Origin of the sequence: Archangium violaceum, from assembly GCF_016859125.1 — a bacterium.
GTDB lineage: Bacteria > Myxococcota > Myxococcia > Myxococcales > Myxococcaceae > Archangium > Archangium violaceum_A.
In genome coordinates this window covers 9081486-9106255 of record NZ_CP069338.1, presented here as the reverse complement: position 1 = coordinate 9106255, position 24770 = coordinate 9081486, and the positions used below count along the sequence as shown (strand labels likewise).

General features: G+C 71.7%; 4 protein-coding genes. All 4 read right to left on the bottom strand.

Going from position 1 to position 24770, the window contains the following annotated elements; all coding sequences use genetic code 11:
* Positions 1-11 precede the first annotated feature (11 nt).
* From JQX13_RS38595 to JQX13_RS38580, 4 genes are read right to left on the bottom strand one after another with little or no spacing between them, the layout of a single operon-like run.
* Positions 12-4889 carry a type I polyketide synthase gene (locus JQX13_RS38595; RefSeq protein ID WP_203404419.1) on the bottom strand — a complete coding sequence of 1626 codons (4878 nt, stop codon included), beginning with the start codon at positions 4887-4889 and terminating at the stop codon, positions 12-14.
* A complete protein-coding gene (locus tag JQX13_RS38590; protein WP_203404418.1) occupies positions 4886-13561 on the bottom strand; it encodes a type I polyketide synthase in 8676 nt (2891 codons plus the stop codon). Before JQX13_RS38590 ends, JQX13_RS38595 begins: the two co-directional genes overlap by 4 nt.
* A gap of 6 nt (positions 13562-13567) precedes the next feature.
* Positions 13568-18220, bottom strand: coding sequence for a type I polyketide synthase (locus JQX13_RS38585; protein WP_203404417.1), 4653 nt, complete (start codon positions 18218-18220; stop codon positions 13568-13570).
* A gap of 9 nt (positions 18221-18229) precedes the next feature.
* Positions 18230-24733, bottom strand: coding sequence for a type I polyketide synthase (locus tag JQX13_RS38580; protein WP_203404416.1), 6504 nt, complete (start codon positions 24731-24733; stop codon positions 18230-18232).
* Positions 24734-24770: the final 37 nt, after the last annotated feature.

Below are 24770 nucleotides of genomic sequence, written 5' to 3'. Positions count from 1 at the left end.
AAAGATCCGCGTCAGCCCTCCCGGAAGCGCTCCGACAGATCCTCGGCGATGGCGGCCTGCACCGGTCCGGGGTCGTTCTTCACGAACAGGTGCTCCCCCTCGAAGAGCCGGAGCTTGAACACTCCCCGCGTGTGCTGGCCCCATGCTTCGAGGTGCTCGCGGCCCACCAGCGTGTCCCTCGTGCCTCCGAAGATCGAGATGGGGCAGTCGAACGGCGCTTCGTTCCGGTAGACGTGGCTTCGCAGCAGCCGGAAGTCCGCCTGCATCGTGGGCAGCAGCATCTGCACCATCTCCGGGTAGGCCAACAGCGCCTCGGGCACCAGGTTGAAGCGGCGCAGCAGGCCCACGTCCACCTTCGAGCCTCCCGCCACCACCGCCCCCAGCATCTCGTCGAGCCGCGCGTTCGGCACCTGTGGCTCGGACGAGGCCGCGATGAACAGGTGCGCCGGCTCTAGCCCCCACTCCGCCCGCAGCCACCTCGCCAGCTCGAAGGCGATGATTCCTCCCATGCTCGCGCCGAAGAGCGCGAAGGGCTCGTCCAGCAACGGCCGCATCACCCGCGCCAGCTCCGGCAGCAACGCCGGGAAGCGCTCGAAGGCTCGCTCCTTCAGCCGCTCCTCCCGGCCCGGAAGTTGGACCGGGATGACCTCGAGCCAGTGGGGGAGCTTCTCCGCCCAGCCGCGGTACACCAGCGCCCCCGCTCCCCCGAATGGGAAGCAGAACAGGCGCACTCGCGCCCCCGTCGCTCCGGGCTTCCGGCGGAACCACCGGGAGAGCTCCTCCGGCGGAATCGGATCCCCGGGGGGCGGCGTGCGCCTCGGACTCTCCGTCACCGGGGCGGCAATCGGTGTCAGGGATTGCGCGAGCTGTTCCGCCAGATGGCGCGGGCTCGGGCCCTGCAGCAGGTCCGCCACCGGCACGTCCACCCCCAGATCCTTCTGGATCCACCCCTTGAGATCCACCGCTCCCAGCGAGTCCAATCCCAGCTCTCTCAGCGACGCCTCGGGATCAATGTCTGACGCCGCCAGTCCAGACACCGAGGCGGCCTGGTGCAACAGATAGGATTCGAGGTGCCCACGCTTCTCGGCCGCGCTCGCCGAGCGGATCCGCTCCAGCAGCTCGACCGGTTCCTGGCGCCGGGACACCGTGGTTGCCCTGCTCGGACCCTCCACCGCCCGGCGCAACACCTGGGCGCTCACACGCCGCAGATGCATGCCCTCCGAAACGGCCACCACCGCTCCCACCTCGTCCAACAGGCGCAGGTCCGCTCGCAAGGAGTCCGGATCCTCCGACGGGTGCAAGCGCACGTGGCACCAGCGCGTCCGCCCTGCTCCTCCGTGCCGCTGATCGTGCCGATCCACGCCCACGCCGATGAACACGCCCCGCTCCCCTACTCCCGCGGGCAGCGCCACCTTCACGAGCTGCCCACAGGCCTCCACCACGCACGCCTCCGCCAACAGCGGGCCCACCGGGAGCGCGGTCCGCTCTCCGCTCAGCTCGGGCATCTCCGGCACCGAGATCTCCGCCAGTGCCTCGCCGTCCCGGCGCCACAGCCTCCGGATGAGCCGGAAGCTCGGGCCGATCTCATGCTCGCCCACCTTCCAATGCGTGGCGTAGAAGGCCTCGCCCGTCATCTCCTCGCCGCACCTCGCGCGCACCGCGTCCAGCGGGCCCTCCACCCGCGCTCGCTCGAACGCCCCCTCGCGAGCCTCCCCCTGGAAGGTGCCCGAGGTGTGCAGCTTCCACGAGGGCTCGCCCCCACCCTGCCCCGCTTCGAGGCTGAAGAGCTGGAAGGCCGTGCCCCCTTGCCCCTTGTCCTGCAACACGAGCTGCACCGTGCGCGGCTCGCCCTCCGAGAGCAGCAGCGCGTCGGAGAACGTGATGCCCTCCGCGTGCACTCCCGGCGAGGCCCCCGACACCTCCGCCATCGCCGCCATCGCCATGGACAGGTGCACCACTCCCGACACCACGATGTGTCCGTGCACCCGGTGATCTCTCAGCACCGCGAGCCGCCCCGCGTCGAGCTGCGTCTCGAAGGCCACCGTCACCGGCGAGCGCACCCGATGGCCAATCAGCGGATGGCCTCCCCTCGCGCTCATGGCTGGCATCGGCGTGGCACCAGCGGCTCGCGCCGAGGGCTCGACCCAGTAACGCTCGCGTTGGAAGGGATACGTGGGCAGCGTCACCCGGCGGCGGCTCGTCCCCACCAGCCCCTTCCAATCCACCTCCACCCCTCGCGTGTACAGCTCCGACACCGCCTCGAGCACCGTGCGCGTCTCGTTCTGGCCCTCGCGCAGTGAGGGAATCCACCCCGCTCCCGCGTCCTCGGGGACGCAGCGCTTCGCCATCCCCAACAGCGTCGGCTTGGGGCCGAGCTCCACCATCAGGCCGATGCCCGCCTCGTGCAGGCTCTGGACTCCCGCCAGGAAGCGCACCGGCTCCCGCACGTGGCGCTTCCAGTACGCCGCTCCCGTCAGCTCCGCCGCCGTCGCCGGCCGGCCCGTCACGTTGGAGATGACGGTGAGCTTCGGCGCCGCGTACGTCACCTTCTCGGCCACCCGCTCGAAGGGCTCGAGGATCGACTCCATCAACGGCGAGTGGAATGCGTGCGACACCTGCAACGCCCGCGTCTTGATGCCCTTCCCCTGGAAGGACTCCACCACCGCCAGCACTGCCTGCCGCTCACCGGAGATGACCGTCTCCGTCGGTCCGTTGATGGCCGCGAGCGACACCCGTCCCTCGTGGAGCCGCAGCGACTCGGCCACCTCGGCCTCCCCGGCGAAGACGGCCGCCATCTCCCCGTCCCTCGGCAGCGAGTGCATCAACCTCGCGCGCTCGGCGATCAGCTTCAGCCCGTCCTCCAGGCTGAACACCCCCGCCACGCACGCGGCCACCAGCTCGCCCACGCTGTGTCCCAACACCGCCTGCGGCACCACGCCCCACGAGCGCCACAGCTCCGCCAGCGCGTACTCCAGCGCGAACAGCGCCGGCTGCGTGTACCGCGTCTCGGTCAACAGCTCGGCCTCGGCAACCCCCTCCTTCGCGAAGAGCACCTCGAGCAGCGGCCGCTCCATCAACGGACGCAGCAGTGCGTCGCACCGGTCCAGCGTCTGGCGGAACACGGGCTGGGACTCGTACAGGCCGCGCCCCATGCCCACGTACTGGCTGCCCTGCCCCGTGAAGAGGAAAGCCACCTTCGGAGGCGTCTCGCCCCGCGTGCGCCCGGCCACCAGGCCCGCGGCCGGCTCGCCCGCCACGAACGCCGCCAGATGCGAGCGAACCTCGGACACCGAGTCGGCCACCACCGCCAGCCGGTGCGAGAAGTGCGTCCGCCCCGTGGCCGCCGTGGCGCACACCTCTCCCAGTGAGGTCGAGGGGTTGTTGGCCAGGTGCTCCTCGAAGCGCCCCGCCAGCTCCAGCAGGGCCTCCCAGCGGCGCGCAGACAACGGCAGCACCGCCCACCGTGGCTCGGGCTCCGTCGCGGTGGCCTCCGTGGGCGGCGGCTCCGACAGCACCACGTGGGCATTCGTCCCGCTCGCACCGAACGAGCTCACCCCCGCGACGCGCCGCTCGCCCCGGCGCGTCCACGCAGACAGCGAGGTGCGCACCTCCGCCGGAATCGACTCCCAGGGCACGTGCGGGTTCGGCACTCGGAAGTGCAGGTGCGGGGGAATCTGGCCGTGCCGCAGCGAGAGCACCACCTTGAGGAGCCCCGCCATGCCCGCCGCCGCCTCGGCGTGCCCCACGTTCGTCTTCACCGAGCCGAGCACGAACCTGTCACCCGCGGCCCGGCCCTCGCCCAGCACCTCGCCCAGCGCGCGCAGCTCGATCGGGTCGCCCAGTGACGTGCCCGTGCCGTGCGCCTCCACGTAGTCCACCTCCGTGGGCTTCACCCCGGCCCGGGCGAGTGCCTCGCGGATGACGGCCTGCTGCGCCTGACCGTTGGGCACCGTGGGCCCGCTGCTCGGCCCGTCCTGGTTCACCGCCGAGCCCCGGATGACGGCGAGGATCGGATCCTTCGCGGCCACCGCGTCCGACAGCCGCGCGAGCACCACCACGCCGCAGCCCTCGCCCCGGGCATAGCCGTCCGCCGACGCATCGAAGGTCTTGCACCGCCCGTCCGGCGCCAGCGCCCGCGCCTTGGACATCAGCACCGTGCCGCCCGGCGAGAGGATGAGGTTCACCCCGCCGACGATGGCCAGGTCCACCTCGCCCGACCGCAGGCTCTGACAGGCCAGGTGCAGCGCCACCAGCGATGACGAGCACGCCGTGTCCACCGCCACGCTCGGCCCCTGCAGGCCCAGCATGTACGAGAGCCGGCCGGGCGCGAAGTTGAGAGCGTTGCCCGTCATCACGTACCCGTCCTGCTCCGCCGGATCGCGCAACGTGGCCAGCAGCTGGCCGTAGTCGTTGTTGGTGATGCCCAGGAACACCCCGGCGCGGCTCCCCGATAACGAGCCCGGTGCCCGCCCCGCACGCTCCAGCGCCTCCCAGCTCTGCTCCCAGAAGAGGCGATGCTGCGGATCGATGCTCACCGCCTCGCGCGGGTTGATGTTGAAGAAGCGAGCGTCGAAGCGATCCACGTCCCGCAGGAAGCCGCCCCGCCGCGTGTATGCCTTGCCCGGTGCGTTCGGATCCGGATCGTACCAGGCGTCCACGTCCCAACGCTCCGGCGGCACCTCGCTCGTCGCGTCCACCCCGTCCCGCAGCAGCCGCCAGAAGGCCTCCGGGCTGTCCGCTCCCGGGAAACGGCACGCCATGCCCAGGATGGCGATGGGCTCGCGCTTCGCCCGCTCGGACGCCTCCACCCTGGCGCGCATCTGCTTGATCTCATGCAGCGCCTGCTTGAGGACCGCCTGGCGATCCGTCCCTTCCGGAGCCCCACTCATACCGTGCCGTCTCCCTCTGACTTCAACGCGGCCAGCTCACTGGCGAGCATCGCCAGCAGCTCGTCCTCGGAGGCCTCTTCGCCCGCCTCCGTCCCGCCCGGCGCGGGGGCCTGCGCCACCGCCGGCTTTCGTGCCACCGTCTCCGGCGCATCCACCCGGGCCATCGCATCCGACAGGTAGCCCGCGAGGACCCGCACGCTCGGGTAATCGAAGGCCAGCGTCGAGGGCAGCGCCCTGCCCAGATCCAGCTCCAACCGCTTCTTCAGCCGGACGCTCATGATGGAGTCCATCCCGAGCTGGAAGAACCCCTGCTCCAGCCCCAGCGAGCCACCGTCTCCCAGTCCGAGCACGTCCGCGACGCGGGTGCGCACGTGCAGGGCCAGCAGCTCGAAGCGCTCCTCGCTCCCCGCCGAGGCCACGCGCCGCAGCAGCTGCGAGGTGGCCTCGTCCGGCGGAGGCGGAGGCGCCTCGGGCACCTCGAGCAACTCCAGCAACGGCCTCGCGCGCCGGGCCTCGAACACGGGCTTGAAGAGGCTCCAGTTGATGACGGCCACCGCCCGGTGCACCGGCGCCCCGGAGCCCAGGAACAGCCCGAGGGCCTCCAGCGCATCCTCCGTGGCCATGGAGCCGAAGCCGATCTGCTCCAGATAGCGGCGGGCCTCCTCGGGCATGGCGGCGATCATGCTGCCTCCCTCCCAGGCCCCCCAGCTGATGCTGACGGCCGGCAGTCCCAGGGCCCGGCGATGGTTCGCCACCGCGTCCATGAAGTGGTTCGCCGCCGCATAGGGACCGAGCAGCGCACCGCCCCACATGGCCGCCGCCGAGGAGAAGAGGACGAAGAAGTCCAACTCCCGCTCGCGCGTGAGCAGGTGCAGGTTCCACGTGCCCGCCACCTTGGGCGCCAGCACCGCTTCCACGTCCGCTCGCTGCGTCTGAGCCAACATCATCGGCCGCGACACACCCGCCGCGTGGATGACGCCGCGCACAGGCGGCTGGGCCTCCTCGAAGACGGCCGCCATGCGCCCGGCGTCCGAGGCATCCGCCGCCACGATCCGCACCGAGACGCCCCGGCGCTCCAACTCCTGGATGACCTCCGCCGCCTTGCCCTCGTCGCTGCTGCGCGCGAGCGAGTCCCACAGGGACCGCTCGGGCATCCCCCTGCGTCCGGTGAGCACCAGGTGTCTCGCGCCGTTGTCCGCCAACCACAGCGACAGCCTGAGGCCTAGGCCTCCGAGGCCGCCCGTGACGAGGTACGAGGCATCCTCGCGCAGCCGCGCGGAATCGGTGCCCAGCTCCTCGCCGCGACGGGGCTTCACGCGGGCTACCCGCCGCCCGTCGGTCCGCAGGGCGATGTGGTCCTCCCCATCCGGTGACAACAGCTCCTCCGTGAGTGCCGCCAGATCTCCTGGGCCCTGGCCGGACTCCAGGTCCACGAGCCCCCCCCAGAGCTCCGGATGCTCGAGCGCGAACACCCGGCCGATGCCCCACAACGGCGACTGAGCCACCGCGAGCGGCCCCGGCGCCCCAACCGCCGGTTGCGCACCCCGGGTGACGAGCCACAGCTTCGGCGGCGTGCGCCCTCCCGCCCCCGTCAGCGCCTGCGCCAGCGGCGGGATGCTGCCCGTCACGGACTCCTGCGCCGCCAGCAGGACATCCGGTGTGGCGCCATCCGCCTCGGGCGCATCCAGGCTCCACAAGTGCACGATGCCGCGCAGCTCCGGCCCCGCCTGGGACAACAACCATTCGAGGTCTTCCCGCTTCGTGGGCGACACCGCCCACCGCCCCTCGCCTCGGACCTCGCGCTCCGCGGCGGTCCAGGCCCACAGCACCTGCTCGCCCCGAGCCTCCAGCCGCGCCGCCAGCGTCTCGGCGGTGCCTCCCTTGTCCGCCAACAGCAGCCACCGGCCCCGTCCGGAAGCGCGCGGCACACCCACCAGGCGCGGCTTCGACTGCCAGGCCAGCTCGTACATCCACCCCTCCAGCCGCTGGCGCACGGCCAGCCGCAGCAGCCCGCGATCCACCGGGAGCAGGTGCACCCCCGCGATCTCCACCAGCACCCGGCCGGACTCGTCCAGCAGGCGCACGTCGCCCACCACTTCCTCTTTGCCACCGCGCAACACCGCATGAGCCCACACCGCCTCGCTCGGCCGGGAGAGGACGCGGACGGTATCGACCCGCTCCGGCAGCAAGGGCACCTCCTGCACTCCTGGCAGGGCCAGGGACAGAAGCCGCAGGGCCTGCTCCAGCAGGGCCGGGTGCACGTGGAAGGCTCCTGATCCGGCCACCTCCGCCTCGGGGAGACGGATCAACCCGAGCACCTCGCCCACCCGCCGCCAGAGGGACACCAGCCCTCCGAGTTGCACGCCCGACTGGCGCAACCGCTCCTCGTGCTCCGGGGCACTCAGCTCCTCCCGGCAACGCGCGCGAATGGCGGTGAGCGAGGCGGCCTCATTCGGCGTACCTCCGCGAGGCGCCTTGATGAGCCGCCCGGCGACATGCCGCTTCCAGGGTCCCTCTTCCGCTCCGGCACTGAGGAGCTGGAAGGAGAGCCGCCCCTCGCCCTCCGGCGTGAGCACGAGCTGCGTCGGATGGTGGCCTTCCTCGGGGAGGACCCACGGCTCGTAGAGCATCCCCGCCTCCAGCACGCCCGCCGCCCCCTTCCACAGAGAGAGCGCGGCGGAGAGGGCCAGCTCGAACCCGACGGACGCCGGCACGAGCCGCAGGCCGCGCACCGCCGACTCCTTCAACAGCGGAAGCGCCTCGGGCTCCATCACCACGTCCCAGATGTGCTCCCGGCTCCGAGCCACCGTGAGATGCACCCCCAACAGCGGATGTTCCGCGCCCACCCGGCTCCGGCCCGAGTCGGACCGAGCACGGGAAGCGGCACGCGGGGGCGGATCCGCCCAGTAGCGTTGGCGCTGCCATGGGTACGAAGGCAGCTCGACGAACCGTCCTCCCTCCGGGTGCAGCCGCGACCAGTCCACATCGCCGCCCAGCGCGTACAGCGCGCCGAGTGACTCGAGGAGGATCTCCCGCTCGCCCTCGTTGGAGCGCAAGGACGGAAGCGTGGTGGCCTCGCGGCCCAGGTGGGCCAGCCCCTGCTCCAGCGGGTGCAGCAACACCGGGTGCGGGCTCACCTCCAGGAAGACGTCATGGCCCTCGGCCACCAGCCGCTCGAGGGCGGGCCAGAAGAGCACCGGCGCGCGGAGGTTCCTCGACCAGTACGCCGCGTCGAAGCCCGCGCCATCACAGGGCTCGGCCGTCACCGTGGAGTAGATGGGCACCGACGCCGGCTTCGGCGAGACGCCCTCCAGCAGCCGCAGCAGCTCGGGCTCCAGCGCATCCATGTGAGGACTGTGCGAGGCGTAGTCCACCTTCACCCAGCGGCAGAAGACGCCCCGGCCCTCCAGCTCCGCGAGGATCCGCGCGAGCGGCTCCCGGTCTCCCGACAGCACCGTCGAGCGCGGGCCATTGCTGGCACCCACCGCCACGCGTCCCTCGAGGCCGCGCAGCAGCGCCTCCGCCTCGTCTCGCGGCAGGTCCACCACCACCATGCCCCCGACCTGACTCGAGCGCGCCACCAGCCGGCTGCGCTCGCAGATGACCCTCGCCGCGTCCTCCAGCCCGAGCGCGCCCGCCACGTGCGCCGCGGCCACCTCGCCCATGCTGTGCCCGATGACGGCGTCCGGCTCCACGCCCCAGCTCCGCCACAGGGCCGCCAGCGACACCTGCATGGCGAACAGCGTGGGCTGCACCACATCCACGCGCTGGAGCAGCTCGGCGTCCGCCTTCTCCAGCACCTCCTTCAGCGACCACTCCACATGCCGCCGAAAGGCCGTCTCGCACGCCTCGATGGACGCGCGGAACACCGGCTCCGCCGCCATCAGCTCGCGGCCCATTCCCGGCCACTGCGAGCCCTGTCCCGGGAAGACGAAGACACGCCTGCGCGGGCCCACCTTGCCCTCCGGGCGCCGCACAGCCAGGAAGTCCTCCAACCTCGCGGCGAGCTCCTCACGCGTCCGGCCCACCACCGCCGTCCGATGTGCATGGTGCGTGCGGCGGGTGGCCGCGGTGAAGCAGAGGTCCACCACCGCGCCCGCCCGCTCGTCCGACAGGAAGGAACGCCACGAGGTGGCCAGCTCGCGCAGAGCCTCGGGGCTCCTCGCCGAGAGCGGCAACAGGTGGGGACGGGGTGTCTCCTCACGCGCGGGGCGCTCGGCACGCGGAGGCGCCTCCTCCACCACGAGGTGCGCGTTGGTGCCGCTCATGCCGAAGGAGCTCAGCCCGGCGATGCGCGGGCCCTCTGTCTCCCAGGGCGTCAGCGCGGTGGGCACCTTCACCGGCAGCCGCTCCCACGGAATGTGGGGGCTGGGGGTCTTCAGGTGGAGGTGCGGCGGAATCTCCCGGTGCCGCAGCGCCAGCACCACCTTCATCAACCCCGCCACTCCCGCGGCGGCCTCCAGGTGGCCGATGTTCGTCTTCGCCGAGCCCACCCACACCGGAGTCCCCGCCGGACGCTCCTCGCCCAGCACCGCCCCGAGCGCCTGCAGCTCGATCGGATCTCCCAGCGGCGTGCCCGTGCCGTGCGCCTCCACGTACCCCACTCGCGAGGGCTCCACCCCCGCGCTGGCCAGGGCCTGACGGATGACGGCCTGCTGCGACTGCCCATTGGGCACCGTGAGCCCGCTGCTCCGCCCATCGTGGTTCACCGCCGAGCCCCGGATGACGGCGAGCACCTCGTCACCGTCCCGCAGCGCGTCCGACAGGCGCTTGAGCACCACCACGCCACAGCCCTCGCCCCGGGCGTAGCCATCCGCCGACGCGTCGAACGTCTTGCATCGCCCGTCCGCCGACAGCGCCCGCGCCTTGGAGAACAGGACGTGCGCGTCCGGCGTGAGCATCAGGTTGACGCCTCCGGCCAGCGCCAGATCGGCTTCGCCCTCGTGCAGCGCCTGACAGGCCAGGTGCGTGGCCACCAGTGACGACGAGCACGCGGTGTCCACCGGCAGGCAGGGGCCCTGCAACCCCAGCACGAAGGACAGACGGCCCGCCGCCACGCTGAAGGCGTTACCGGTGACGGAGTAGATGTCCGCCTGCTCCATGCCTCCCGCCTTGTTCAGCACCTGGACGTAGTCGTTGCTCGCGAGCCCCACCATCACCGCCGTCCGGCTGTCGGTGAGCCGCTCCAGGGGCTGCCCGGCCCGCTCCAGTGCCTCCCAGCCCACCTCCAGCAGCAAGCGCTGCTGCGGGTCCATGCTCGTGGCCTCGCGCGCCGAGACGCCGAAGAACCCGGCGTCGAAGCGATCCACCGCGACCCCTCGCAGGAAGCCGCCTCGCCGCGTGTACATCTTCCCGGGCGCGTCCGGATCCGCGTCGAAGTACGCGTCCGCGTCCCACCGCTCCCGAGGCACCTCGGCCGTCGCGTCCACGCCGTCGTGCAGCAGCTTCCAGTAGGTCTCCGGATCGTTCGCGCCGCCAGGGAAGCGGCAGGCCATGCCGATGATGGCGATGGGCTCGCCCGGCGCTGCCTTGGGTGGCGACGCCCGGCGCTGCTTGCTCGCGGGTCCCTCCAACTGGAGTACGTCCCGGATGAGGTGCTCGACCAGTACGCCGATGTTCGGATGATCGAACGCCAGCGTCGTCGACAGCGTCCGCCCCAGCCCCGTCTCCAGGCGCTTGCGCAGCTCCACCGCCATGAGGGAGTCCATCCCCATGTCGAAGAAGCCCTGCGCGGGATCGGAGAGCTGCGCGGCCTCCATCTCCATGATCCGGGAGATGGAGCCCCGGACGTAGTCCATCAGCAGGGTCCGGCGCCGCGAAGGCGCGGCCTGGTGCAGCTGGCGGACGAGCTCCGGCTCATCAGCCCCTGGCGCGGAGCTCGTCCGAGCCTCGTTCTCCACGGGGAGGTCCTGCTGCTGCCGGACGTCCATCCAGTGACGCTGGCGCTGCCACGGGTAGGTGGGCAGCTGAACGCGGCGCCTTGCCGCTCCGGACTCCAGCGCGGCCCAATCCACTTCCGCGCCCCGTACCCACAGGGCCCCGAGCGCCGAGAGCATCTGCTTCCACTCGCCCTGCCCCTCCCTCAGCGAAGCCACCCACTCCGGGCCTCCCTCCGCCACGCACTGCTTGCCCATCCCCAGCAGCGTCGCCTTCGGGCCCACCTCCACCACCACGTCCACCCCGGCCTCCACCAGCGCCTTCACGCCCTGGGCGAATCGCACCGGCTCCCTTACGTGCCTCCGCCAGTACTCCCCTCTCGTCACCTCCCCGGCCTCCGCCACCTTCCCCGTCACATTCGCCACCAGCTTCAGCTTCGGCTCCGCGTACCCCACTCCCTCCGCCACCCTCCCGAATGCCTCCAGCACCGGCTCCATCAGCGGCGAGTGGAACGCGTGCGACACCACCAGCCTCTTCGCCTTCACTCCCTCCGCTGACAGCTTCGCCAGCACTGCCTCCACGCCCTCGCCGCTTCCCGAAATCACCGTCTCGCCCGGCCCGTTGAAGGCCGCCAGCGACACCTTCGCCTCCTGGCCCGCCAGCGCCTCCCTCACCTTCTCCTCGGGCGCGAACACCGCCGCCATGGCTCCACCCGATGGCAGCGACTGCATCAACCTTCCGCGCTCCGCTATCAGCTTCAGCCCGTCTTCCAGGCTGAACACTCCCGCCACACACGCCGCCGCCACCTCTCCCACGCTGTGGCCCAGCACCACCTGCGGCTCCACTCCCCATGCCTTCCACTGCCGCGTCAGCGCGTACTCCAGCGCGAACAGCGCCGGCTGCGTGTACTGCGTCCTCGACAGCAGCTCCCCGTCTCCGGGTTCCCGCCCGAACATCACCGACAGCAGCGGCCTTGGCAGCAGCGGGCGCAGAATCTCCTCACACCTGTCCAGTGCCTCCCGGAACACGGGCGCCGTCTCGTACAGCTCTCGGCCCATGCCCACGTACTGGCTTCCCTGTCCCGTGAACAGGAACCCCACGCGTGGCTTCTTCCCTCGCGCGACCTGCCCTCGCACCACTCCGGCGCGCTCTTCCCCTCCCGCCACCGCCTCCAGCTTCTCGCGCAGCTCCCCGGCCGAGCCCGCCACCACCGCGGCCCTCTGCGTGAGCTGCGTGCGCGCCACCGCGGCCGTGAAGCACACGTCCGCCAGGGACTCGGAGGGATTTGCTTCCAGGTGCTTCCCGTGGCGCTCGGCCTGCGCGGCCAACGCCTCCGGGCTCCGGGCCGACAACGGCAGCAGGAACACCGAACGCTTGCTCGTCTCCGAGCGTCGCGCATCCGCCGGAGCCTCCTCCAGCACCACGTGCGCGTTCGTCCCGCTCAGGCCGAAGGAGCTCACCCCCGCCACGCGCGGGCCTTCTCCCGCCGGCCAGGGCGTCAGCTCGGTGGGCACCTTCACGGGCAGCTCGGCCCACGGAATGAGCGGGTTGGGACGCTTCAGGTGCAGCGTCGCGGGCACCTCTCGGTACCGCAGCATCTGCACCGTCTTGATGAGCCCCGCCACGCCGGCCCCCGCCTCCAGGTGGCCGACGTTCGTCTTCACCGCGCCGATGAGCAGCGGCCGCTCCCTGGGCCGCCCCTCGCCCATCACCTCCGCCAGGGCCTCCACTTCGATCGGGTCGCCCAGCGAGGTGCCCGTGCCGTGCGCCTCCACATAACCCACCTGCGCGGGCGTCACCTCCGCGTTGGCCAGCGCGGCGCGGATGACCGTCTTCTGCGCCAGACCGTTGGGCACCGTGAAGCCGCTGCTCGCGCCATCGTGGTTCACCGCCGAGCCCCGGACGACCGCGTAGATGGTGTTCCCATCCGCGAGCGCGTCCGACAGGCGCTTGAGCACCACCACGCCACAACCCTCGCCCCGGGCATAGCCGTCCGCCGACGCATCGAACGTCTTGCACCGCCCGTCCGGCGCCAGCGCGCGCGTCCGGCTCAGGAAGATGTACGGCAGCGGGGAGATCATCAACTGCACGCCCGCCGCGAGCGCCAACCGGCACTCGCCCGCGCGCAGGCTCATGGCCGCCAGGTGCACCGCCACCAGTGAGGACGAGCACGCCGTGTCCAGTGACAGCGACGGGCCCTGCAAACCGAGCAGGTACGACAGGCGCCCGGCGGCGAAGCAGAAGCCGTTGCCCGTGCCCGAGTAGGCGTCAATCCGCTCCAGCGCACCGGGGTCCATCTGGAGTTGCGCGTAGTCGTTGACGCCGATGCCCACGTAGACGCCCGTCCGGGTGCCCAGGAGCTTCTCCGCTGGCTCACCTGCTCGCTCCAGCGCTTCCCAGCTCACCTCGAGCAACAGGCGCTGCTGGGGATCCATCCGCGCCGCCTCGCGCGGCGAGATGCCGAAGAAGCGCGCGTCGAAGCGATCCACCTCGGGCAGGAAGCTTCCGTGACGCGTGTACATCCGCCCCGGCCGGTCCGGGTCCGGGTCGTAATACGCGTCCACGTCGAAGCGATCCTTCGGGATCTCACGGACGGCCTCACGGCCCTCGCGCAGCAGCCGCCAATAGGCCTCCGGATCCTCTCCACCGGGGAAGCGGCAGGACATGCCGACGATGGCGATGGGCTCCTTCTGCGCGCGCTCGAGCGAGCTCACCCTGGCCTGCAACTTCTTGAGGGCCAGCAGCGCGCGTTTCTCGGCGGAGAGGTCCGCCAACCGTTCATTGATGTCGGTCATCGCGGATCATTCCTCGAGGAGCTGGTTGGCGAGCTCGGCCAGCTCGGACGAGACCTCGTCGTCGGACAGGCCCTCCACCTCGGCGAGGAGGGCGGCGTCCCGAGCCACCTCCTCGGTGGGCATGGCGGCGGTTCGTGGCTCCGGAGCCAGCAGTGCGGCCAGATGCCGGGAGAGGGACTCCACGGTCGGGTAGTTGAAGACGAGCGTGGCCGGCAGCGTGCGGCCGAGCGAGGCCTGGAGCCGCTTGCGCAGCTCGATGGCCATGAGCGAGTCCATGCCCATTTCGAAGAAGCCCTGCCGGGGCTGGGGCGCACGCGACGCATCCAGGCCGAGCACCGTGGACACCTCCGTACGCACGTGGGTGGCCAGCAGCTCCTCGCGCTCGGAGTCCGCGGCGGCCATCAGCCCCTGGAGCAACACGGAGGGCCCGGCATCCTTCGGCGAGGACTCGCCGGGGGACCGCGAACCGCCCGCGAGCTCGGACAGCAGCGGAGGCACGGAGGGCATCGCGCCGAGGAACACCGGCCAGTCGATCGGGAACACCCCCACCTCCGCGGCCCCGGACGCGAGCCACCGGCCCAACGCCCTCACACCCTGCTCGGGCGACAGGGGCGACACGCCCATGGAGGTCCACCTGCCCGCCGCCGTCCGCTCGGCCATGCCACCCTCGGACCACGGACCCCAGTGGATGCTCAGCGCCGGCTGTCCGAGTGCCCGCCGGTGATGCGCCAGCGCGTCCAGGAAGGCGTTGGCCGCCGCGTAGTTGCCCTGACCCGGCCCACCCAGCAGCGACACGCTCGACGAGAAGAGGACGAAGAAGTCCAGCGACAGGCCCGCCGTCAGCGCGTGCAGGTTCCACGATCCCGCGACCTTGGGCGCCATCACGCGAGCCAGCCGCTCCGGGTCCATGCGCAGCAGGATGCCGTCGTCCAGGATTCCCGCGGCGTGGACGATGCCCTTCAGCGGAGGCATTCCCGTCCGGATCCGCTCCAGCACCCGCTCCACGTCCGCACGCACCGAGACATCGCCGGCCACCACCTCCACCCGGGCACCCGCCGACTCCAACGAGCGCACCGCCCCCTGGGCCTCGGCCGTGGTGCCACGACGCCCCATCAGCACCAGGTGCCGGGCACCTCGCGTCACCAGCCACCGCGCCACGTGCAGGCCAATGGCCCCCAATCCACCCGTGACGAGGTACGTGGCGTCCGCCTTCGGAGTCAGCTCCTTCGCCGGAGCCTCCGAAGGGGGAACGAGACGAGCGGCGAGCCGCTGTCCACGCTGCGCCACCTGCTCCTCTCCATCTGGCTCCAACAACTCCGCCGCGAGCCGCGCCTCCTCACCGGCGGGCGAGGACGGATCGAGATCGATCAATCCACCCCACGCCTCCGGCTGCTCCAGTGCGAGGACCCGGCCCAGGCCCCACAGCGGCGCCTGCGCCACGGCCGGAGCCTCGGACTTCCCGGTGGCCTGTGCGCCACGCGTCACCAGCCAGAGCCGGGGTGGAGTCCCCTGCGCGGCCTCCTCCATCGCCTGGAGGATCGTGATGACACTGCCGCAGCCCACCGCCCGGGCCCGCTCCAGCACCGAGACATCCTCGGAAGTGGGCGCCGGAAGGTCCAGGCTCCACAGGTGGACGATGCCGCGCACCGGCCCACCCGCGAGCACCTCGCGCACGAGCCGCCGCACGCCCTCCGTGTCCGCGCTCACGCTCCCCAGCGGGGCCCGCACCACCGTGCCGCCGCGCGCTTCCAGCAGTGCCGCCAGCCGATCGCCCACGCCTCGCGCGTCCGTCAGGACCAGCCACCGGCCCTCGGCCTTCGCTCCCGAGACCTGCCGCTCGCGAGGACGCCACTCCAGCGAGTGGAAGCCCTCGTCGCGGGCCTCGGGCTCCCTGGCCGTGCCATCCACGGCCGGGCGTCGCACGCCATCGAGCCAGTAGCGCTGCCGTTGGAACGGGTACGTTGGCACCGGCACCCGGCGCCTCGGGCCCTGGTTGAAGACCACCGGGTCGATGCCCACTCCGCGCGTGTACAGCGTGCCCACCGCCGCGAGCACCTGCCGCACATCGTCGCGCCCCTTGCGCAACGACGGCACCCAGGCGGAAGCGTCCTCGGGCACACAGCGCTGACCCAGTCCCAGCAGCGTCGGCGAGGGACCCACCTCCACGAAGAGACGCACCCCACGCGCGTGCAGCGCCCGCATTCCGGCCTCGAAGCGCACGGGCTCGCGCGCATGCCGGCGCCAATACGCGGCCGATACGGACCGCTGCGTATCGCCCGTGAGATTCGAGATGAGCTCGATCTTCGGCGCTTGATACGAGAACCGCGCCGCGACCCCCTCGAGGGCGTCCATCGCCGGCTCCATCAGCGCCGAGTGGAAGGCGTGTGATACCGGCAGCTCGCGCGTCTTCACGCCCTCGGCCTGGAGACGTTCCAGCAGCGCCAACACCGCCTCTCGCCGGCCGGACACCGTGGTGTCCGTGGGTCCATTGATGGCGGCGATGGAGACCTCCGAGCCCGTGCCCAACATCGCGGCCACGCGCTCCGGCTCCGCGAAGACGGCGGCCATGGCCCCGCCCCTCGGCAACGACTGCATCAACCTCGCGCGCTCGGCGGTCAGCTTCAGCCCGTCCTCCAGGCTGAGGACACCCGCCACGCAGGCCGCGGCCAGCTCGCCCACGCTGTGCCCCATCACCACCCGAGGCACCACGCCCCACGAGCGCCACAGCTCCGCCAGCGCATACTCCAGCGCGAACAGCGCAGGCTGCGTGTACCGCGTCTCGTCCAGCAGAGCGGCCTCGGGGCTCCCCTCCTTCGCGTGCATCACGGAGAGCAGGGGCCGCTCCAGCAACGGGCGCAGCACCTCGGCACACCGGTCCAGCGCCTGACGGAACACCGGTTGGGACTCGTACAGGCCGCGCCCCATGCCCACGTACTGGCTGCCCTGGCCCGTGAAGAGGAACGCCACCGCTGGCGCACCGCCCTCCGCCACCTGTCCCCGGCTCAGCCCCACGGCCTCGCCGCCCTCCGCGAGCGCGGTGAGGCTCTCGCGCAGCTCAGTGACGGTGGAGCCCACCACGGCCGCGCGGTGCTCGAAGTGCGCCCGGCCCGTGTACGCGCTGAAGCACACGTCCGCCACGGACGGCTCGGGCGCGCGCGCGAGGTGCTCCGCGTACCGGCCCGCGAGTGCTCGCAGTGTCTCCGGACGCCGGGCCGACAAAGTGAGCACGTGAGCGGGACGCTCGACACCCGCCGCCGCGGGCCGCGGCAACACCGGGGCCTCCTCCAGCACCACGTGCGCGTTGGTGCCTCCGAAACCGAACGAGCTCACCGCCGCGAGGCGCCGCCCCACCGGGCCCGGCTCCCACGCTCTCGGCGCGGTGGGAATGTAGAAGGACGAGCCCGCCAACGGGACATTCGGGTTCAGCTCGCGGAAGTGCAGGTGCGGGGGGATCGTCTGGTGCCGCAGGCTGAGCACCGTCTTGATGAACCCCGCGATCCCGGCCGCCGCCTCCAGGTGGCCGATGTTCGTCTTCACCGAGCCCAGCGCGCATGTCGCCTCGGGCCGAGTGCCGCCGTACACCTGCCGGAGCGCGTCCACCTCGATGGGGTCTCCCAGCGAGGTGCCCGTACCATGGGCCTCGATGAGGGAGATCTCCTCGGGCCGCACCTGGGCGTTGGCCAGCGCCTGCCGGAGCAGCGCCTGCTGCGCGAGCAGATTGGGCGCGGTCAGCCCGTTGCTGCGGCCATCCTGGTTCACCGCCGAGCCACGGATGACGGCCAGGATGCGGTCCTTGTCCGTCAGCGCATCGGAGAGCAGCTTGAGCACCACCACGCCGCAGCCCTCGCCGCGCACGTAGCCATCCGCCCGGGCGTCGAACGTCTTGCAGCGCCCGTCCGCCGAGAGCATCCGCGACCGGCACAGGGCGACGGTGATCTCCGGGGACAGCATCACGTTCACGCCGCCCGCGAGGGCCACGCGGCACTCGCCACCGCGCAGGCTCTGCACCGCCGAGTGCACCGCCACGAGCGACGACGAGCACGCGGTGTCCAGCGCCATGCTGGGGCCGCGCAGGTCCAACAGATACGAGAGCCGGTTGGCGACGATGCAGTTGGCCGAACCCGAGCCGGCATAGGCGCTGAGCTGGCGCGGATCCGCGAACTGGAGGCTCGAGTAGTCATTGAGGCTGACGCCCACGAAGACGCCCGTGGCGCTCCCGGCGAGCGAGGGCGCCGGCATGCCCGCGTCCTCCAGGGCCTCCCAGGCCACCTCCAACAGCAGGCGCTGCTGCGGGTCCATATGCTGGGCCTCGCGCGGCGAGATGCCGAAGAACTCGGGATCGAAGCGGTCCACCTGGTCCAGGAAGCCGCCCCAGCGTGTGTACATGCGGCCGGGCGCCTCCGGATCCGGATCGAACCAGGCGTCGATGTCCCAGCGATCGCGAGGCACCTCGACGATGGCATCCCGGCCCTCGGACAGCAGGCGCCAGAAGTCCTCGGGCGAGCCGACGCCGCCGGGCAGGCGGCAGCCGAGCCCCACCACGGCGACGGGCTCGGAGCGCAGCAGCTCCACGCCTTCGATCTTCGAGCGCATCTGACGCGCCAGCAGCGCGAGCTTGACGGCGGAGAGGGATTCCCTGGGAGGGGTGGATTGGCTCATGGGTCGGCTTCAGCCCTGACCGGCGAGCAGCGCCTGGAGGGCATCGTCCTCGGAGAGTGTGGAGACCTCGCGCATCGCCTCGTCGAGGGCGCCCCGGTCCTTCTGCTCCTGGGGCGCGGCCTCGGCGGCCGGGGCGAGCGGCACCTGCATGCGGGCCGCCAGATGTGGCGCGAGCGCGGCGATCGTCGGGTAGCCCCAGACGACCGTCACGGACAGGGTGAGGCCCAGGCTCTCCTCCAGGCGGTTGCGCAGCGCGAGCGCCATGAGGGAGTCCAGACCCAATGTGTTGAACGGCGTCTGCCGATCGATCCGCGAGGGATCCAACCGGAGCACGCGAGCGAGCTGCTCGCGCAGGTGGGACTCGAGCAGGGGCAGGCGTGCGGGAGGCTCGGCGGCCAGCAGCGCCGCACGGAAGGCGCCGGCCTGGGCTCCAGCGGAGGCACCCTGCTCCGCCACCAATTCGGCGAGCAGCGGCGAGGCGGCGGCGCGAGGGAAGGATTGGATCCACCGCCGCAGGTGGAAGGGCGTCACCACCGGCCTCGGAGCCCCACCGAGCAGGGTACGCATGAAGGCCTCGGCACCGGCCTCGGGTGGGATGCTGGACATACCGTGCGAGGCCGCTCGGGCACCGCGGTTCTCCTGCGCGGCGGCGAGGCCCACCTCGGCCCACGGGCCCCAGTTGATGCTCTGTCCCGGCAGCCCACGCGCACGCCGCTCGGAGATCAGCGTGTCCAGGAAGGAGTTGGCCGCCGCGTAGTTGGCCTGGCCCGGCGAGCCCAGCACCGACACCACCGAGGAGAGCATCACGAAGAAATCCAGCGGCTCGTTCCGGGTGAGCCGGTGCAGGTTCCACGCGCCGTCCACCTTGGGTGCCAGGGCCGTGCGGAAGCGCTCCGGCGTCTGCTGGAGCACGACGCCGTCATCCAGCACCACCGCGCCATGGAGGATGCCCCGCAGGGGAGGCAGCTCCGCCCGGATACGCGCCAGGGCCTCGCCGAGCTGCGCGGCATCCGCCACGTCCGCGCGCAGCACGAGCACCCGAGCTCCCGCCGCTTCCATCGAGGCCACCGCCTCACGCGCCGCCGGAGTGGTGGCGCCACCGCGCCCCAGCAGGGCCAGGTGCTTCGCGCCTCGGGCCACCAGCGCCCGGGCCAGCACCGAACCCACTCCACCCAGGCCTCCGGTGATGAGGTAGGTGGCATCCGGCCGGATCCGCACGGCCTCGGCCGGCGGGGCGATCCGCACGTCCGGCACGTCCAGCGACAGCACCAGCTTGCCGATGTGCTTCGCCTGCGCCATGCGCCGGAAGGCCTCCGCCGCCTCGGTGATGGGCAGACACGTCACCGGCAGCGGCTCCAGCTCTCGCCGCTCGAAGCGCTCCATCACCTCGCGCAGCAGCCCGGCGAAGCGCTCGGGGCGGTCCATCGCCATCCGCGACAGATCGATCGCGTGGTAGGCCAGGTTGCGCCGGAAGGGCAGCAACCCCACCCGCGAGTTCTCGTAGATGGGGCGCTTGCCGATCTCCAGGAAGCGGCCGTAGGGAGCGAGTGACTCCAGGCCCTTCTGGATGGCCGCGCCCGCGAGCGAGTTGAGCACCACGTCCACGCCCGCGCCGCCCGTGAGGCCTTGAATCTCCTCGGCGAAGGCCAGCGAGCGCGAGTCCATCACGTGCCGGATGCCCAGCGAGCGCAGGTACGCGCGCTTCTCCTCGCTGCCCGCGGTGGCGAAGACCTCGGCGCCGGCCCGCTGGGCGATCCGCACCGCGGCGAGACCCGTACCACCCGAGGCCGCGTGGATGAGTACCCGCTCCCCAGTCTCGACGTGACCCAGACGGTGGAGCGCGTAGTGCGCCGTCATGAAGGCCACGGGCAGCCCCGCGGCTTCCTCGAAGGACAGGTGTGCCGGCTTGCGCACCGCGAAGGCCGCGAGCGTCGTCACGTGCGTGCCGAAACAGTGACTCGCGATGGCGACGACCTCGTCCCCCGGCTTCAGAGCCGAGACGCCCTCGCCCACCGCCACCACCACGCCCGCGCACTCGCCACCGAGCCGCGGAGACTCACCCGGCGCGGCACCCGGGAGCGCCCCGAGCGCCGACAGCACGTCCAGGAAGTTGAGGCTGGCCGCTCGGACCCGGATCTCCACCTCGCCGGGCCCGGGCTCGCGGCGCGGCACCTCGCGCAGCACGAGGCTGTCCAGCACGCCGGCGCTCGCCACCTCCAACCGGTACGGACGCTCCTCCGCCGGACGCAGGGCCTCGGAGGAGGAAGAGACCTGCGCCGAGCCACGCACGAGCCGAGCGGCGTAACGCGCCTCGCCCCGGAGCGCGACCTGCTCCTCCTTGTCGGCGGAGCGGAGCTCCTCGGCCAGGACGGCGGCGTCACGCGCGTCGGGCACCGGTGCCAGATCCACGGCGGTGCAGCGTAGCTCCGGGTGCTCATGAACCACGGAGCGAGCCAGACCCCACAACGGAGCCTGCACGGGAGACAGCGGTGCCTGCTCGGACTCCAGCACCGCCTGGGCTCCGCGCGTCACCAGCCACACACGCGGCGCATCACGCCAGCCCGCCTGGAGCACGGTCTGGACGAGGTGCAGCGCACCGACCGTCCCCACCGCCTCGGCGGCCGGGAACACCTCGGGCCCCGCGTCCTCGGGCAGCTCGGTGCCGAGGGCCCACAGGTCCACCACGCCAGACGGTGCCTCGTTCCCGAAGGCCTCGGCGAGGAGCTGACGGAACGACTCCTTGCGCGCCGGATCCAACCGGTAGCGCTCCGGCCCGATCCGCTCATGCCCGGAAGCGAGCCCCGGCGCCGCCTGCACCAGCACCACGCGGGTCCCGAGCATCGGGGCCAGCCGCTCGGCGAGCCCGTGGGGATCCGCCAGGAGCAACCACGCACCGCGAGCTTCCGCCACAGCGGCGGCCGAACGCGACACGGGCCGCCAGGCGAGCGAGTAGAACCAGGAGTCCACGTCATCGCCCTGGCTCCCGGTCTCGAGCCGCCGGGCCCGGAGGCCGAGGATCTCGATGACGGCGCGCCCCTGCTCGTCGAGGAGGAGGATGTCTCCCTCGAGCTCGTCAGCGGAGTGCGAGGCCCGCAGCGTGGCGTGGCTGTAGAGCGGCCCCGAGGGCGAGGCATGGAGGCGCAGGCGCTCGATGCCGACGGGGAGGAACGTGTCCGAGGACTGACCCGAATCACCCCGAGGCGCGGCTGCCGCGAGGACCTGGAGACCCGCGTCCAGCAGCGCGGGGTGGGCCCGGTAGGAGGACGCCTCCGGAGCGAGGGTCGCGGAGAGCTGAACGCGGGCCAGCGCCTCGCCCTCTCGCCGCCACAGCCGCGTGATGCCCTGGAAGGAGGGGCCGTACTCGAGCCCACGCGCGCGCAGGGCCTCGTAGTGCGCGCCCACCGGGACCTCGGCGCAGCGGGTGACGATGGAGTCGATCAACTCCACCACCTCGGCGCTCCGGCCACGCCGCAGCGAGCCCTCGGCATGGAGGATCCACGGGCTGCCGTCGGCCTGTCCCCGGCTGTGCACGGAGAAGGAGGCCACGTCATCCGCGTCTCGGGAGACGGAGACCTGGAGGCGTACCGCCCCCTCGGGCAGCGCGAGCGCCTTCTTGAACTCGACCTTCTCCAGGACGAGTCCCTCGGCACCGAGCACCTCCGCGGCGGCCGCGAGCCCCATCTCCAGGTACGCGGTGCCCGGAACCACCACCGTCCCCTCCACCTTGTGGTCATCGAGGTACGGCAACGCGCGGACGTCGAGCTCTCCCTCCCAGATCGACGAGCGGGCATCCGCCGCGAGCTCCAGCCGATGCTGCAAGAGAGGATGCGCGCCACTCGCGAGCCGGGCCATCCGCCGGGGCTGCTCGGCGCTCGGCTCGATCCAGTAGCGCTGGCGCTGCCAGGGATAGGTGGGCAGGGCCACGAACCGGCCGCCTTGGGGATGCTGCTTCGTCCAGTCCACCTCGTGGCCCGCCGCGTACAGCGCGCCCAGCGAATCCAGCAGTGTCGCTCGCTCCGGCTCTCCGCGACGCAACGACGGCAGTGCGATCACACCGCCCTCGGCGCTGCCCTCCACCTCGTTCTTGAGGATGGGGTGCGGGCTCATCTCCACGAAGAGTCCGTGTCCTTCCTCCTTCAGCTTCTTCACCGTCTCCGCGAAGCGCACCCGCTCCCGGAGGTTCCTCACCCAGTAGCCCGCGTCGAAGTCGGCCCCACTGCCCGCCTTCATGCTCACCGTCGAGTAGATGGGCACATTGCCAGCCTTGGGCCTCACGCTGCCCAGCACTCGCATCAACTCCGGCTTCAGCGGCTCCATCTGCGCCGAGTGCGAGGCGTAGTCCACCTTCACCCACCGGCAGAACTTTCCCTCTCCCTCCAGCTCCTTCAGCACCTCCCCCAACGCTTCCTTCTCTCCCGCCAGCACCGTGCTCCGCGGCCCATTGCTCGCCGCGACGGAGACTCTCCCGCCCTTGCTCGCTATCCGCTTCTCCGCCTCCTCCGCTCCCAGCTCCACCACCGCCATCCCGCCCTTACCTCTCGTGCTCGCCACCAGTCGGCTTCGCTCGCAGATGACCCGCGCCGCGTCCTCCAGGCTCAACGCCCCCGCCACGTGCGCCGCCGCCACCTCTCCCATGCTGTGGCCCACCACCGCGTCCGGCTCCACTCCCCAGCTCCGCCACATCGCCGCCAGCGCCACCTCCACCGCGAACAGCGCCGGCTGGATGACCTCCACCTTCTCCAACCCCTGCCCCTTCTCCAGCACCTCCTTCAGGCTCCACTTCACGTGCCGCTTCAACGCCGCGTCGCACGCCTCTATCGCCTGCCGGAATACCGGCTCCTTCCCCATCAACTCCCGGCCCATTCCCTCCCACTGCGAGCCCTGGCCCGGGAACACGAACACAACCTTGCCCCTCCGCCCCTCCTCCACCTTCCCCGCCGCCAGCCCGGGGCGCTCCTCTCCCCTCATCCACGCTCGCAGCTTCTCCGTCCACTCCTCCCGGCTCGCCCCCACCACCGCCAGCCGCTGCTCGTGGTGCGCCCTGCGCACCGCCGCCGTGTACCCCGCCTCCTCCACTCCCGGCGCGCCCTGCTCCTCCAGCGCCTTCACGTACTCTCCCGCCAGCGCCTTCAGTGCTTCCTCACTCCTCGCCGACAGCGGCAGCACCACCTCTCGCGCCACCTGTGCAGGGGCCCGCACGGCCTCCTTGCGCTCCGGTGCCTCCTCCAGCACCACGTGCGCGTTCGTGCCGCCGATGCCGAACGAGCTCACTCCGGCCCGGCGTGGCGTGGCTCCCCGCTTCCACTCCGCGAGCCGCGTGTTCACGAAGAAGGGGCTGTTGTCGAAGTCGATCTGCGGATTGGGCTTCGCGAAGTTCAGGCTCGGGGGAAGCTGCCGGTGCTCCAGCGCGAGCACCGTCTTGATGAGCCCCGCGATGCCCGCCGCCGCCTCCAGGTGACCGATGCTGGCCTTCACCGCCCCGAGCGCGCAGAAACGCTTCGCCTTCGTCGCGTTCCCGAAGACCTCGGACAGCGCATCCACTTCGATCGGGTCGCCCAGCGGTGTGCCCGTACCGTGCGCCTCGATGTAGCCGATCGTCTCTGGCGCCACCTGCGCCACACCGAGCGCCGCGGAGATGACCTCCACCTGGCCCTCGATGCCCGGCGCGGTGAACCCCGCCTTGCGCGAGCCATCGTTGTTGATGGCCGAGCCCTTGATGACGGCGTGGATCCGATCGCCATCGGCGAGAGCGTCCTCCAACTTCTTGAGCACCACCACGCCCGCGCCACTGCCGAACACCGTGCCCTTCGCATCGGCATCGAAGGGCCGGCAGTGCCCGTCGGGGGAGAAGAGGCCACCCTCCTGGTACAAGTACCCCGCGTGGTGTGGCAGACGGACGGTGACGCCACCGGCCAGCGCGAGCTCGCACTCACCATCGAGCAGTGCCTGACAGGCCAGGTGCACGGCCACGAGCGACGTGGAGCACGCCGTCTGCACGGTGAGCACGGGGCCGCGGAGGTCCAGCTTGTAGGCCACCTGGGTGGCCAGGTAGTCCTTGTCGTTGCCGAGGAGTGTCTGGAGGTTCTCCACGGACATCGTCAGGTCCCGCTCACCGGCGAGGTTGCCGAGCAGGTACGTGCTGATGCTCGCGCCGGCATAGAGGCCGATGGAGCCCGGGAAGCGCCTCGGGTCGTACCCCGCGCGCTCCAGTGCCTCCCAGGTGCACTCCAGGAACAGCCGCTGCTGCGGATCCAACTGCTCGGCCTCGCGAGGGTTGAAGCCGAAGAAGCCCGCGTCGAAGCGGTCCACGTCCTCGAGCACCGGCGCGGCACGCACATAGCGGGGGTTCGAGCGCAGCGACGGGTTCACCCCCGAGGCGGCCAGCTCCTCGTCGGTGAAGTTTCGGATGGACTCCACCCCGTCGCGCAGGTTGCGCCAGAACTGGTCCAGGTCCTTCGCGCCGGGGAAGCGGCCCGCCATGCCGATGATGGCGATGTCCATGTTGCTGCTCATCTCTTCGTCCGTCCTTGCCGTTCCGTGCTGCGGGAGT

What these genes read in the sequence shown, in the direction of transcription:
- JQX13_RS38580 (WP_203404416.1), bottom strand. Translation starts at nt 24,733, where the DNA reads ATGAGCAGCAACATGGACATCGCCATCATCGGCATGGCGGGCCGCTTC.
- JQX13_RS38585 (WP_203404417.1), bottom strand. Translation starts at nt 18,220, where the DNA reads ATGAGCCAATCCACCCCTCCCAGGGAATCCCTCTCCGCCGTCAAGCTC.
- JQX13_RS38590 (WP_203404418.1), bottom strand. Translation starts at nt 13,561, where the DNA reads ATGACCGACATCAATGAACGGTTGGCGGACCTCTCCGCCGAGAAACGC.
- JQX13_RS38595 (WP_203404419.1), bottom strand. Translation starts at nt 4,889, where the DNA reads ATGAGTGGGGCTCCGGAAGGGACGGATCGCCAGGCGGTCCTCAAGCAG.